This window comes from Streptomyces sp. ATCC 21386, from assembly GCF_018728545.1.
Lineage (GTDB): Bacteria > Actinomycetota > Actinomycetes > Streptomycetales > Streptomycetaceae > Streptomyces.
The window spans coordinates 1,969,198-1,982,730 of the sequence record NZ_JAAVVL010000001.1 but is presented as its reverse complement, the minus strand read 5'-3'; the positions used below and the strand labels follow the sequence as shown (position 1 = coordinate 1,982,730).

The 13,533-nt window shown below is 71.5% G+C and carries 10 protein-coding genes, 1 pseudogene and 1 riboswitch; of the genes and pseudogenes, 5 read left to right on the top strand and 6 right to left on the bottom strand.

Annotated features, from left to right (window positions below):
* Positions 1-199: 199 nt before the first annotated feature.
* The 5 genes and pseudogenes from GWK25_RS08725 to GWK25_RS08705 form a co-directional block, all read left to right on the top strand.
* A pseudogene (locus GWK25_RS08725) lies at positions 200-913 on the top strand (ABC transporter ATP-binding protein); the annotation flags it as partial.
* A gap of 458 nt (positions 914-1,371) precedes the next feature.
* Positions 1,372-2,661: a hypothetical protein gene (locus GWK25_RS08720; protein ID WP_215449218.1), complete on the top strand. Its 1,290-nt coding sequence runs from the start codon at positions 1,372-1,374 to the stop codon at positions 2,659-2,661.
* 109 nt (positions 2,662-2,770) lie between these two features.
* Positions 2,771-3,178 (top strand): VOC family protein, encoded by a 408-nt coding sequence (locus tag GWK25_RS08715; RefSeq protein ID WP_215449217.1) that lies wholly within the window; start codon positions 2,771-2,773, stop codon positions 3,176-3,178.
* Positions 3,179-3,321: 143 nt separating this feature from the next.
* On the top strand, positions 3,322-4,467 hold the full coding sequence (locus GWK25_RS08710) for an LOG family protein (RefSeq protein WP_215449216.1): 1,146 nt from the start codon (positions 3,322-3,324) through the stop codon (positions 4,465-4,467).
* Between the two features lie 105 nt (positions 4,468-4,572).
* Positions 4,573-5,343 carry an LAETG motif-containing sortase-dependent surface protein gene (locus GWK25_RS08705; RefSeq protein ID WP_215449215.1) on the top strand — a complete coding sequence of 257 codons (771 nt, stop codon included), beginning with the start codon at positions 4,573-4,575 and terminating at the stop codon, positions 5,341-5,343.
* A gap of 73 nt (positions 5,344-5,416) precedes the next feature.
* On the opposite strand, the gene GWK25_RS08700 is transcribed toward GWK25_RS08705, so the two are convergent.
* The 6 genes from GWK25_RS08700 to GWK25_RS08675 all read right to left on the bottom strand — a co-directional run bounded on the left by GWK25_RS08700 (position 5,417) and on the right by GWK25_RS08675 (position 13,482).
* Positions 5,417-6,271 carry a maleylpyruvate isomerase family mycothiol-dependent enzyme gene (locus tag GWK25_RS08700; RefSeq protein WP_251828778.1) on the bottom strand — a complete coding sequence of 285 codons (855 nt, stop codon included), beginning with the start codon at positions 6,269-6,271 and terminating at the stop codon, positions 5,417-5,419.
* Positions 6,272-6,282: 11 nt separating this feature from the next.
* Complete coding sequence (locus GWK25_RS08695; protein WP_215457274.1) at positions 6,283-7,317, bottom strand: ABC transporter ATP-binding protein; 1,035 nt, start codon at positions 7,315-7,317, stop codon at positions 6,283-6,285.
* A gap of 2 nt (positions 7,318-7,319) precedes the next feature.
* Positions 7,320-8,918, bottom strand: a complete 1,599-nt coding sequence (locus GWK25_RS08690) for an iron ABC transporter permease (protein WP_215449214.1) — start codon at positions 8,916-8,918, stop codon at positions 7,320-7,322.
* A gap of 179 nt (positions 8,919-9,097) precedes the next feature.
* Complete coding sequence (locus GWK25_RS08685) at positions 9,098-10,177, bottom strand: thiamine ABC transporter substrate binding subunit (protein WP_215449213.1); 1,080 nt, start codon at positions 10,175-10,177, stop codon at positions 9,098-9,100.
* Between the two features lie 91 nt (positions 10,178-10,268).
* A riboswitch (TPP riboswitch) is annotated at positions 10,269-10,376 on the bottom strand.
* A gap of 23 nt (positions 10,377-10,399) precedes the next feature.
* A complete protein-coding gene (gene rlmN, locus GWK25_RS08680) occupies positions 10,400-11,506 on the bottom strand; it encodes a 23S rRNA (adenine(2503)-C(2))-methyltransferase RlmN (RefSeq protein WP_215449212.1) in 1,107 nt (368 codons plus the stop codon).
* A 329-nt stretch (positions 11,507-11,835) separates the two neighbouring features.
* A complete protein-coding gene (locus GWK25_RS08675; protein WP_215448706.1) occupies positions 11,836-13,482 on the bottom strand; it encodes an IS1182 family transposase in 1,647 nt (548 codons plus the stop codon).
* Positions 13,483-13,533 lie beyond the last annotated feature (51 nt).

The following is a 13,533-nucleotide window of genomic DNA, read 5'->3' as shown; positions in this document are numbered from 1 at the left end:
AGCGGCGGCCGCGCCTGCGGCCCTTCAAACGGCCCGGGGCGCCCCCATCCGAGTGAGATGGGGGCGCCCCGGGCCGTGTGCTGTCCGCCCCCCGCCGCCCCGACTCCCTAGCGTGCCTCTGTAACCGATCGGCCCTGCCTTCGTTCCCCCGGACGGGGGGCTCCCCCGGCAACCCTGATCCGAACCGAGGTGTACGCCCATGGTGGCCCCGCCGGACAACGACGTGCTCTGGGCACGTGGTCTGACCTACGCGCACGACGGCACGCCCGCCCTGCACGGTGTGTCGATGCAGGTCCGGGAGGGCGAGATCCTCGCCGTCACGGGCCCGCGCGGCAGCGGCAAGACCACGCTCCTGCGGTGCCTGTCCGGACAGTTGCGGGCCCAGCGGGGAGAGGTGTGGTTCAACAGCGTCCCCGTCCACACGATGGGGGCGCTCGCCCGGGAACGGCTGCGGCTCGACCGCTTCGGGTGGATCGACCCCGAGCCGGTCCTCGTCCCCGAGCTGAACGCCTGGGAGAACACCGCCCTGCCGCTGATGCTGCGCGGCACGGGCCGCCGGGCCGCCAAGGCGGCCGCCCTGGAGTGGCTGGAGCGCCTCGACATCCGCGACGTGGCCCGCAGGCGCCCGCACGCCCTCCTCCAGTCGGAGCGCCAGCGTGTGGTGGTGGCCCGCGCCCTCGTCTGCGCCCCCACGGTGCTCTTCGCCGACGAACCGACCGCCCCGCTGCACCGCGCCGAACACACCCACGTCCTGCGCACGCTCACCACGGCGGCCCGCTCCCACCGGATCACGGTCGTCCTCGCCACCCACGACCCCGACACGGCGGCCCTGGCGGACCGCACGGTGTCCCTCCTGGACGGCCGCCACGTGAGGACGGTCCACCTGCCCGCCACCACGGCCCCCGAGACCCGCGCCGACCGCCGCGCCCGGGCCGAGCCCCCTCCCGCGACGCCCGCCCAGCCATGCACCGCCCCGGCCGTACACCCCGTCACCACGACACCGAACGGGCCCACCCCGGAACCGAACGGCCCCACCCCCGAGACGACAACGCCCTCCACGACGGCGCCCCGGTCCGACGCCACGCCGCCGAAGTCTCCCCTCTCCCCCACTCCGGAGGCGGCCCGCCCCGCAGCCGAGGGAGGGGCCCGGCCGCCCACCGAAGGACCAGCCCAGCCACCCGCCGAGGGGGGAGCCCGGCAGGCCGGCGGAGCCGACGGTCGCCCGGCCCCCACCGCAGAAGTCGTGCGCCCCGCCGCCGAAGGAGAGGCCCGGCCCCCCGCCGAAGGGGAAGCCCGGCAGTCCGGCGGAGCCGAGGGGCAGTCGGCCGGGGCGGCGCGGCCCTCCGCGGCCGACGGGGAAGGCCGGGCAGCGTGCTCGCTCTCCGTCTAGCCCGCCGGGCCCACCCCGTGGTCCAGCTCCGTCGGCTCCTGGTGGCCGCGGCCGCCGGCGGCACCGGCTTCCTGCTGCTCTGCGCGCTCGGCCACGCCATGGCACACCCGCACGCCCCGGCCGGCTCGGTGCTCCGCCTGGCCTGGTGCGTGGCACCCGCCGCCGCCACCGTGTACTTCGCGGCGACGGTCGCCCGCACCGACCCCGGCACCCGGCCCCGCCCCGGCCTCTCCGCGATCGGCCTCGGCCCCGGCCGGCTCATGGCCATCTCCGCGGTCACCACGGCCCTGTCCACCGTCCTCGGCTCACTCCTCGCCCTCCTCTTCTTCCTCCACCTGCGCGGCGACCTCACCGGCCTCCCCTTCGACGGCGCGGCCATGGACGTCCTCGCCGCCGGACGGCCCCTGCCCCTCCCGGCCGCCCTCACCCTCCTCGCGGTCGTCCCGGCCGCCGCCTCCGTCACCACCGCCCTCGTCCTGCGCCCGAGGGACACCAGGGCCCGGCCCACCGGCCCCCGCACCCGCTTCATGGCGTACGACACCTTCGCCATCGGCCGGCGCACCGCGCCCCCGGCGGGCGCGACGAGGTACGAGGAGGAGCCGGACGACGAGGCAGGGACCGTCTCGGAGACCGCCCAGGAGCTGACGGAACCGCCGGCTCCGCGCCCGGCCCCCGGCGGCCTCCCCTGGGGCATCACCGTGCTCGCCGTCGGCCTCGCCCTGGAGACCTACGCCGGACGGTCCGACCACCGCTTGGGCCTCACCCTCCCCGGCGGCTTCGCCGACAGCCCCGCGGGCGTCCTCGGCGGCTGGTTGCTCACCGCCCTGGGGCTGGTCCTCACCGGGCCCGGCCTGACCCACCTCACCGGACTCCTGCTCCAGTCCGTACGCCCCGGCGCACGGCGTCTCCTCGCCGGGCGCATGCTTCAGGAGGAAGCCCGGCGCATCGGTCGCCCGCTCGGTGTGGTCTGCGCGGTGGCCTCCGGCGCGTACGCCATGGTGACGCTGGCCTCTGGCGTGCGCCCCGCGGTCGGCCCGCTCACCCTGCTGGGCGCGCTCGTGGTCGCCGGCTGCGCCGTGCTCACCCTCGCGACAGCCGCCGTCGAGGCCCGGCGGGCCCGCGCGGACACCATGGCCGCGCTGGTGCGGCTGGGGGCGCCCCGCGCACTGCCCCGGCAGGCGGCCCTGCTCCGCGCGGGCGCCCTGCTCGCCGTGTTCGGCGCCCTGACCTGGACGATCGCCCAGCTGGCCGCGCTACCGCTGGCCGCCTGAGAACTCGTACGAAAAAAGTTCGCGCGCGGCGATGAGTTTCGCGGGGGCCCTCGGTCTACCCCTGCGAACAGACCGAAACGGATACGACCGATACAGGAGCGACCTCGCCATGTACCAGCAGATGATCTTCGTGAACCTGCCCGTGAACGACCTCGACGCCTCGAAGAAGTTCTTCACGGAGCTCGGCTACTCGCTCAACCCCCAGTTCAGCGACGAGAACGCGGCGTCCGTCGTGATCAGCGACACCATCGTGGCGATGCTGCTCACCAAGCCGTTCTACGCGACCTTCACCAAGAAGGAGATCGCGGACGCGACGAAGACCAGCCAGGTGCTGCTCTGTCTGAGCGCCGAGAGCCGCGCGAAGGTCGACGAACTGGTCGAGAAGGCGGTCGCCGCCGGCGGCACCGCGTCGGAGAAGGTCCAGGAGATGGACTTCATGTACGGCCGCGCCTTCGACGACCTCGACGGCCACACCTGGGAGGTCGTGTGGATGGACCCGTCCGCGATCGAGGGCTGAACCACCCGCAGCCCACCCCGCGCCCCGTCAGGGGCGCGGGGAACTGCGCGAGCAACCCCCACCCACCCGCAGCCGCCAAGCACAGTCGCCCCCACCCCCATAGGCGGCCCGGCCCGCCCAGCGGAGCGCAATAGCATGGACGGGTGCAGACGATGCCCGCCCACGCGGCCCACCACGACGACCACGAGATCGAGACGATCGAGGAGTTCGACGCGACCGTCTCAGCACGGGGCACCCTCGCCGGATTCCGCGTCCAGGCCGTCGATCTGACGGACCGTACGCGTGAACTGCTCGCCACCGACACGGCGGAGGCCGTCTTCCTCGGCTGCCCGATGCGCCCGGAGGCGGCGGCGAAGATACGCACGGACGGCGCCCTGGTCTTCCCGCCCGTCCCCGGTCTGCCCTTCGACCCGTACCGGGGCCTGCTCTACTCCCCCGACGAACTCTTCGCGTCCCTGTCCGACGGCGGCTACGAGGCCACGCCCGACGCCCTCGCGTACGCCTGGTTCCAGCGCACCAAGGCCGACCGGGACGTCTACGCCTCCATGCTGCGCGCCGTCCACGACGACTCCGTCTCGGACGCCCTCGACGAACTCCTCTCCGGTGCCCGGGTGGTGGGCGTGATGGGCGGCCACGCGATGGCGCGCGGCACCGAGGCGTACGAGGGCGCCGCCCGCCTCGGCCGCACCCTGGCCCGCTCGGGCCTCACGGTCGCCACCGGCGGTGGTCCGGGCGCGATGGAGGCGGCCAACCTGGGCGCCTACGCGGCCCCGTTCGGCGACGAGATGCTCACCGAGGCGCTGCGACTGCTGGCGAAGGCACCGAAGTTCACGCCGTCGATCACCGACTGGGCGAGCGTCGCCTTCGAGGTGCGCACCCGCTGGCCGAGGGGCGGCGCGTCCGTCGGCATCCCCACCTGGTTCTACGGCCACGAGCCGCCGAACCCGTTCGCCTCGCACATCGCCAAGTACTTCGCCAATGCCACCCGCGAGGACGGCCTTCTCGCCCGCTCCGCCGCCGGCGTCGTCTTCCTGCCCGGAGCCGCCGGAACCGTCCAGGAGATCTTCGACAACGCGACCCCCAACTACTACGAGTCGCGCGGCGAACCGACCCCCATGGTCCTCGTCGACCGGGCCCACTGGACGGAGCGGCTGCCGGCCTGGCCACTGCTGCGATCGCTGGCGCGCGGCCGTTCGATGGAGGCCCGGATCGCGTTGGTCGACCGGATCGAGGAGGCACCGGAGGCCCTGGCGCGTCTCGGGGACCGTCCAAACACTTCTTCGGATTGACATCGCTTACGGCGCGCTTATAAACCTGTGAGGCACATGGGGAAGCCGCTCCCTCAGCGGCCCTCCGTCACCCCCACTCCCCTGTGCTTCCCTTGAAGGGCAAACGTGTCCATATCACCCCGCAGCGCACGGACTTCGCGCTCCATCGGTGTTGTTTTCGCCGCCGCCGCACTCGTGCTCGGTGTCGCGGGCAACGCCATGGCATGCACCATCAAGGACTTCTCCGCCGTCGCCGAGTGCGAGGGCGACACGGGCGTCATCCGGGTGACCGACGTGGACCCGCTGGGCGTCAAGGCCGAGATCAGCGTCTATCTGGAGAACAACGGCGCCGACCTGCGCATGGTCGGCAGCCGGACGATCGTCGACTCCACCGCCAAGGGCGTCACCGTCACCTTCGACGAGGACTGGGAGCCGAACGCCGAGTACCGCATCCACGTCGAGGCGGAGGACTACGTCGACGAGGACCTGCCGATCCTGGTGGCCCCCGCGGAGGCCTGCACGGCCGAGGCCATCACCCCGCCGGCAGCCGCGAAGGCCCCGAAGAAGCCTTCGACCGACGAGAAGTCGGACGAAGACAAGGACAAGAACAAGGACAAGAACAAGGACGGAGACGAGGAGCCGGGCAAGGAGGCGGGCGAGGACGAGGGCGAGCCGTCCCGGACCAAGACGTCCCCCACCGCGTCGGAGTCCGAGGACACCGCGACCGCGGGTTCGGACGGCGACAACGCCCCCTCCCCGGGCGGTGACTCCAACCTCGCCGAGACCGGCGCCGACTCCAACACCGGCACGATCGTCGGCGCCGCCGCCGCACTGGTCGCCCTCGGCGCCGGTGCCGTTTACTACAGCATGCGGCGGCGTGGGGCCTCCACACGCTGATCCCTGTTCCTCAGGGCCGTGGCCCGTACCCCCTCGCCAGGGGGTACGGGCCACCCGCCGTTCCGGAGCGCGCTCACCCGAACGTGGCCCGCTCCAGCCAGAAGTCCAGCAGCTCCCGGTCACCCAGCACCTGCAACTGCCCACCGTCCGGCGGCAGTCGACGGTAGAAGGCGAGCAGCACCTCGGTGAGCGGGCCGCGCAGCTCGACCGTCGCCTTCTCATGGCCGCGCCGCCAGCGCACCACGTCCTCGGTCAGCTCGACCACCCTCCCCCACCCTTCGAGCGGGGAGACCCCCCTCTCGCTCCGCTCGGCGTCGACCTCGGCGGCGGTGTCGGTGGCGTGAAGGTGGATGCTGCGCCCCGGACCGCGCAGTTCGGCCGCCTCGTCGTGCGGCATGGTCCGCTGCACGAACCTCACGATCTCCAGCCACTCGTCGATCGCGTCGGCGGCGATCTCCGGCGCCACCTCGACCGCCCGTCCGACGGTGAGCGCGGCATCGGCTCCGTGGATGACCTGCTCGTGGGCCATCCTGCGGGCCCAGAACCCCGCACTGTGCTCCCACCCCCACGACCAGACGGGCGCCTCGGGGCCCGCCTCGCGCAACGTGGCCACGGTCATCTCGCCGGTCTCGGCCAGCCAGGCGTCCAGCGCGGCCCGGTCCCCGTGCCGCCCGGGTCCGTCGTACAGCGGGACATCCGCCTCGGGGACCTCCTCCTTCGCCCGGGTCCGTATGTTCAGTTCGACCCAGCGCAGGGCGCCGCCGGTGTGCCGCAGCAGTTGTTCCAGCGACCAGTCGGGACAGGTCGGCACGGTCGCCGACAGATCGGCACCGGAGGTCACCAGGTCCCGCAACTTCCTTACCTGCAGCTCGATCTCGGCACAGTAGCGCTCATGCCGCGCCCGGGGTTCTTGCGTACGCATCGCCATGGTGCCGCACCTTATGCGGCGGGACCGGCCCCCAGCACGACGATTTCGGCCGCGTCGAAGCGCACGCCGACCTGGTCCCCGGGCTCCGGCGCGTCCCGCAGCGCGCACGCCGCCTCCAGCCGTGGTGCGTCCTCCGGCTGGAGGTGCAGCGCGACATGCGTGCCCCGGAACGTGCGCGCGGCCACCGTGCAGCGCAGCCCGTCCGCCACATCCACCAGTCGTACGCCGGCGGGCCGCACGAGCAGCGCGCACGCCCCCTGCGGTGAGCCCTCCGGGACCGGCACCTTGCCCCACGCCGAGTCCGCCGCCTGCCCGGTCACCGTCGCGTCGACCACGTTGTCGAAGCCGAGGAAACGGGCCACGAACTCGTCGGCCGGTCGCCGCCACACCTCAAGGGGCGTACCGGACTGGGCGATCCGCCCGTCCCGCATCACCACGACCCGGTCGGCCAGCGCGAAAGCCTCGCCCTGGTCGTGCGTGACCGCCAACACGGTGGTCCCCAACTCGCTGAAAAGCTCCCGGAGTTCGACGACCAGACGCTCCCGCAGCGATCGGTCCAGCTGGCCGAGGGGCTCGTCGAGCATCAGCAGCCGGGGACGCGGCGCGAGGGCCCGGGCCAGCGCGACCCGCTGCTGCTCGCCGCCGGAGAGCTCCCCGACGCGTCGGCGTGCGGCCCCGGGCAGCCCGACCAGCTCCAGCAACTCCCTTACCCGTACGGTGCGTTCGTCCTTCGCGGCGCCGTGCATGCGGGGCCCGAAGGCGACGTTGCCCGCCACGTCCCGCTGCGGGAAGAGCTGGTGGTCCTGGAACATCAGGCCGACACCGCGTTTGTGGGCGGGCACGCCGCGCTGGTCCAGCCCGTCGAGCGAGACCCGTCCGCCGTCGAGGGGCTGGAGCCCCGCGACCACCCGCAGCAGCGTCGACTTGCCGCTGCCGCTGGGCCCCAGCACACAGACGATCTCATGCTCGGCGACCTCCAGGTCGACGGCGTCGAGCACGGACCGACCGTCGAACCGTACGGTCGCGTCCTCAAGCCTGAGCAGCACCATCAGAACTCCCCCGTCCGATCGGTACGGAGGCGTTCCAGCACCAGCAGGGCCACCGCGCACACCACCATCAGAATCGTCGAAAGGGCCATCGCCTGGCCGTAGTTGAGCTCGCCCGGCCGTCCGAGCAGCCGTGCCACGGCGACCGGCAGCGTCGGATTGTCGGCGCGCGCGATGAAGACGGTCGCCCCGAACTCCCCGAGCGACACGGCGAAGGCGAACCCGGCAGCGACCAGCAAAGCCCGTCGCACCATGGGCAGATCGACCTCGCGCCACACCCGCCACGGCGACGCTCCGAGCACGGCCGCCGCCTCCCGAAGCCGCTCGTCCACCGCGCGGAGGACGGGCAGCATGGTCCGCACCACGAAGGGAACGCCGACCAGGGCCTGGGCGAGCGGTACCAGGATCCAGGACGACCGCAGATCCAGCGGCGGCTCGTCCAGCGCGATCAGGAACCCGAAGCCGACGGTCACCGCGGACACGCCGAGCGGCAGCATCAGCAGCGCGTCGAAGCCCCTCACGAGCCGGCCCGCCCGCCGGGTGAGCGCGGCGGCGGCGAGTCCGCCGACGAGCAGGGCGATGGCGGTCGCGGCGGCCGCGTAGCGCAGCGAGTTCCCGACCGCCTCGATCGGCGGGACCAGGAAGATTCCGCTCTCGTCGCTGGTCAGCGCCTTGTAGTAGCCGAAGCCAGGTGCGTCGAGCGACCGCTCCACCAGCACGCCCAACGGCAGCAGGATCAGCACGACGACGGTCACGAGGACCGCGCCCAGCAGTGCCCACTGCCCGGCCCCGCGCGGTCGCCGGGCGGTGAGCGAGGCGTCCACCAGGCGCAGGGCGGTCTCCCGCCGCCGTACGGTCCAGGCGTGCACGGCGAGGATCAGCCCGACCGCGGCGAACTGCACCAGCGTCAGTACGGCGGCGGTGGACAGGTCGAAGATCTCCGAGGTCTGCCGGTAGATCTCCACTTCGAGGGTGGAGAACGTCGGTCCGCCGAGGATCTGCACCACCCCGAACGAGGTGAAGGTGAAGAGGAAGACCATCAGCGCGGCGGCGGCCACGGCGGGCGCGAGCGCCGGGAGGGTCACCTTGCGCCAGGCCGCGAACGGGGAGGCGCCGAGCATCCGCGCGGCCTCCTCCTGCCGCGGGTCGAGCTGCGACCAGAGCCCGCCGACGGTCCGTACGACGACCGCGTAGTTGAAGAACACATGGGCGAGGAGGATCGCCCAGACCGTCGTGTCCAGCCTCATGCCCCACAGCTCGTCGAAGAGCCCGCCGCGCCCGACCAGCGCGAGGAACGCGGTCCCGACGACCACGGTCGGCAGGACGAACGGCACGGTCACGACCGCCCGCAGGAGTTCCTTGCCCCTGAAATCGAAGCGCGCGAACACATACGCGCCGGGGAGCGCGATCACCAGCGTGAGCGCGGTCGAGACGAGCGCCTGCCAGGTGGTGAACCAGAGCACGTGCCGGATCCCGGCGTCCGCCAGCACCTCCCCGATCCGCCCGAGGTGCCAGGTGCCGTCCGCCTTGAGCCCCCGGACGACGATCGCGGCGACGGGGTGGGCGAAGAAGACCCCGAAGAAGACGACGGGCAGCGCCATGAGACCGAGCCGAGCCGCCCCGCCCGACCGACCGGGACGGGGTGAACGGGGTCGACGGGACGGACGAGATCGACGCGCTGCGACCTGGACCGACCCGACGTCCCCACCCGAACCGGCGCCCTCGGCCGTCTCGGCTGCCTCAACCGCCTTGGCCGCCTTGACTGCCTCAGCAGCCTTGGCTACTTCAGTACGAGGGAGGTCCACGACTTGACCCACTGGTCGCGGTTCTCGGCGATCTTCTCCGGCGCCATGGTCTCGGGGTCCTTCGCCGCGGGCCCGTACTCGGTGAACTCGGCCGGCACGGACGCCCCCTCGACGACCGGGTACACGAACATGTTGAGCGGCATGTCCTCCTGGAACCGCTTCGAGATCAGGAAGTCGATCAGCGCCTTGCCGCCCTCGGCGTTCTTCGCGTTGCTCAGCAGCCCAGCGAACTCGATCTGCCGGAAGCAGGTGCCCTCGGCGACCCCGGTCGGCGCGGTCTTCGGGCGCGGGTCCGCGTAGACGACCTCGGCGGGCGGCGAGGAGGCGTACGAGACGACGAGCGGCCGGTCGCCCCCGGCCTTCTTGCCGTCCGTCGATCCGGAGAACTCCTGGTAGTACGCCTGCTCCCAGCCGTCGACGACCTTCACCCCGTTGGCCTTGAGCTTCTCCCAGTAGCCCTCCCAGCCTCCGTCGCCGTACTTCGCGGCCGTACCGAGGACGAAGCCGAGCCCAGGCGAGGAGGTGGAGGCGTTCTCGGTGACGAGGAGGTCCTTGTACTCGGGCTTGATCAGATCGTCGAAGGTCTTCGGCGGCTCGATCTTGTTCTTCTCGAAGTACGCCTTGTCGTAGTTGACGCAGATGTCACCGGAGTCGATGGGCGTGACCCGGTGCTCGTCCTTGTCCAGCTGGTACTCGGCCCCGACCTTGTCGAGCCCCTTCGCCTCGTACTGCTGGAAGAGGCCGTTGTCGAGGGCGCGCGAGAGCAGCGTGTTGTCGACGCCGAAGAAGACGTCGCCCTGCGGGTTGTCCTTGGTCAGGATGGCCTGGTTGACGGCCTGCCCGGCGTCGCCGCTCTTCAGCACCTTGACCTTGTACCCGGACTCCTTCTCGAACGCCTTCAGCACGTCCTTGGAGTAGGCGAAGGAGCCGTGGCTGACGAGGGTGACGGTCTTGGAGTCGCCGGCACCGGTGTCGTCCGAGGACGAGCCGCACGCGGACAGCGTGACGAGCCCGAGGCCGACGACGAGAACCGTTGCTCTCCTGGTGATGCCCACTGAATTCAATCCTCCTGGAAGTGACCAGGAAGAGACGCGGCCCCGCCCGGGACCCTTGTCGATTCGAGGGCTCCCGGGCAGGGCGCAACAGCTTGAGTGATGACCGAACTTCCTACCCAGAATGACCTGGGCGAGGTTCAGAGGGTCTGCGGCCCGGATGCCGCACTCTCAGCGCTGTGGCGCTCCCCTGTCGGAATATGGATATGTACGTACGGGCTCAGACTACCTCTCGGTCGCCGCGAGCTGACCGCACGCCCCGTCGATCTCCTGGCCCCGGGTGTCCCGGATGGTCACCGGCACGCCGTGGGCGGCGATGGCCTCGACGAACGCCTTCTCGTCCTCGGGCCGGGAGGCGGTCCACTTGGAGCCCGGGGTGGGGTTCAGCGGGATCAGGTTCACATGCACCGGCTTGCCCTTGAGCAGCCGGCCCAGCCGGTCACCGCGCCACGCCTGGTCGTTGATGTCCCGGATCAGCGCGTACTCGATGGACAGCCGACGCCCGGACTTGGCCGCGTACTCCCACCCGGCGTCCAGGACCTCGCGCACCTTCCACCGGGTGTTCACGGGGACGAGGGTGTCGCGCAGTTCGTCGTCCGGGGCGTGCAGGGAGATGGCGAGCCGGCACTTGAAGCCCTCGTCGGAGAACCGGTGGATGGCGGGCACCAGTCCGACCGTGGACACGGTGATGCCGCGCTGCGACAGCCCCAGCCCGTCCGGCTCCGGATCGGTGAGCCGGCGAATGGCCCCGACGACCCGGTTGTAGTTGGCGAGCGGCTCGCCCATCCCCATGAAGACGATGTTGGACAGCCGCGCGGGCCCGCCGGGAATCTCACCGTCCCTGAGGGCCCTCATCCCGTCCACGATCTGATGGACGATCTCGGCGGTGGACAGATTCCGGTCCAGCCCGGCCTGTCCGGTCGCGCAGAACGGACAGTTCATCCCGCATCCGGCCTGCGAGCTGATGCACATGGTGACCCGGTCCGGGTACCGCATCAGCACCGACTCCACGAGCGTCCCGTCGAACAGCCGCCACAGCGTCTTGCGGGTGGTCTCCTGGTCCGTCGACAGATGCCGCACGACCGTCATCAGCTCAGGAAGCAGCGCCTCCTGGAGCTTCGTCCGCGCACCCGCGGGGATGTCGGTCCACTGCTCCGGGTCGTGCGCGTACCGCGCGAAGTAGTGCTGGGACAGCTGCTTGGCGCGAAACGGCTTCTCCCCGATCGCGGCAACAGCCTCCTTCCGCTCCGCAGGCGAAAGATCAGCAAGATGCCGCGGCGGCTTCTTGGCTCCGCGGGGGGCGACGAATGTGAGTTCTCCGGGCTTCGGCATAACCCGTCAAGTGTCGCAGATCAATCTGTATGGCCCGGGCCAGTCGTCGGCTCAGAAGATTCCGCCCACCACGCTCACGACCCACGCGCCGTAGTTCTTCCAGCGATGTGACATCCGGCAGTACAGCCGCGGCCTGCGTCGGCCCGCCTGGTCGATGAGTGTCTGGCACCAGCGGCACGGCAGATCGCCGTGATATCTGCCGTCGTCCCCCACCCGCGCTCTCCCCATGGACACGGATCCTATCGATGTCCGCCGATCTCGCGAGGGGCTGTGGCAAAGGGCCCCGCCCTGGAACCAGGACGCTGTTGGTAAATCCGCCCCGCTGGATCTCATTCAGCGGGGCGGAGTGCTGCGAAGGGTGAGGTGCGGGTGCGGGCGAGCGGTCTGCCGGTGAGCCAGGCATCGATGCGGGCGAGGTTGATGGCGGCGCCGGTGAAGTGGTGTTGCAGCCGGGTTTTGGCGAGGCCGCGGTAGCGGGATCTGCGCAGGCCGAATGCCTGGACGCCTTGGGAGATGGTGCCCTCGACGCCGGCGCGGTGTCCGTAGCGGCGGCGCCAGTGGTGGGTGTCCTGCTCGGTGCGGGCCTGCTGGAGGATCTCGTGTTCGGCTTTGGGGCGCAGGGTCAGATTGCGGCCGGTTTCGGCGGTGGTGCAGGAAGTCCGCAGTTCACAGGGGGTGCAGTGGCGTTCGGCGAAGCGGACGCGGGTGACCGGGGTGCCGCGGTGGCTCTGGGCGTCTCTCCACTGGACGCTGGTGTGGCCGCCGGGGCAGACGGCCTGGCGTTGCTCCCAGTCGACGGTGAAGCGCGTGCTGTCGAAGACGTCGCCGGTTGCCTGTTGCCGGATGGTGTTCTTCCCGACCGGTCCGACGAGGGTGATGCTGTGATCGCGGCGGGCGTGGTGGATCTGCTCGGCGTCGACGTATCCGGCGTCCAGCAGGTGTTCGTCCGGCACCAGTTGGCGGTCGGCAAGGGCGGTGTGGATGTCCTCCAGCACGGCGTTGTCGGTCACCGGTGCCGGGGTGGTGTGGATGTGGGTGATCAGGTGCGGGGCGTCGGGCTCGCAGGTCTCGCTGAGGTGGACCTTGTATCCGGACCAGGCCAGATCGCGCTTCGCTCCGGTCCTGGCCCCGGGCTCGTGCGGGGTGCGTAAGCGGATCAGGCCGGGCGGGGTGTTCTTCGGCTCCCGCCAGCGCACGGTGCCGTCGACGCGGTGAAACTGCTGCACCCAGGTCTGGCGGAGGAACTCCACCGCGGGAAGACGCTGCAGGCCGGGCGGTGCCGATGTCGACCAGACCGCTTCCAGCAGCACCGTGCCGTCGGCCCCGCACTGGTCGCCGTGCTCGATCCGGGCGGCCCACCGGGACGGGAAACGGCTGTCCTCCGGACGCGCCGAGTACCGGTCGAACCACTCCGGCGCAGCCAACCCCATCAGCCAGTCCCCGGCCGCCTCGGCGATCTGGTTCAAAGCCGCCCGCAGTGTCTCGACCACGAACTCCAGCCGGCTCAGATCCCTGGTCACGGCCAGTACATGGGTGGCGTCCGTGCGCTGCCGGTTACCCGCCTTGACCAGCCCGGCCTCCCCGGCGGCCGTCAGCACCGCGTCGAACACCGCCCGGCCCGCATCCGACTCGGTCAGCCGGGCCCGGAACTCGCTGAGCACGGAGAAGTCGAACCCCACGTCGGCCAGCTCCAGCGACAGGGCGTACTTCCAGTCCAGACGCGAACGGACCGCGTGCGCAGCCTGCCGGTCGGTCAGACCCTCGGCGAACTGCAACACCGACACCAGCGCCAGCCGCGCCGGCGAGACCACCGGCCGCCCCCGCGCCGAGAACAACTCCTCGAAGTCGGCATCGGCGAAGACCGGCCCGAGCGCATCCCGAACCCGCATCACCAGACACCCCTTCGGAAACACCGCACGCGCCAGCCGCGCGGTCTCCTCCGGAATCTCCGCCAGATCCACCCCACGCAACGACACGAACCCACCCCACGAACATGACGACGGCCTGCACAACCCCAACGGGGTCGT

Bases quoted from the DNA above. Each gene is read 5' to 3' on its own strand.
- GWK25_RS08700 (WP_251828778.1), bottom strand. From the start codon at position 6,271: ATGGCGATGCGTACGCAAGAACCCCGGGCGCGGCATGAGCGCTACTGT.
- rlmN (WP_215449212.1), bottom strand. From the start codon at position 11,506: ATGCCGAAGCCCGGAGAACTCACATTCGTCGCCCCCCGCGGAGCCAAG.
- GWK25_RS08690 (WP_215449214.1), bottom strand. From the start codon at position 8,918: ATGGCGCTGCCCGTCGTCTTCTTCGGGGTCTTCTTCGCCCACCCCGTC.
- GWK25_RS08715 (WP_215449217.1), top strand. From the start codon at position 2,771: ATGTACCAGCAGATGATCTTCGTGAACCTGCCCGTGAACGACCTCGAC.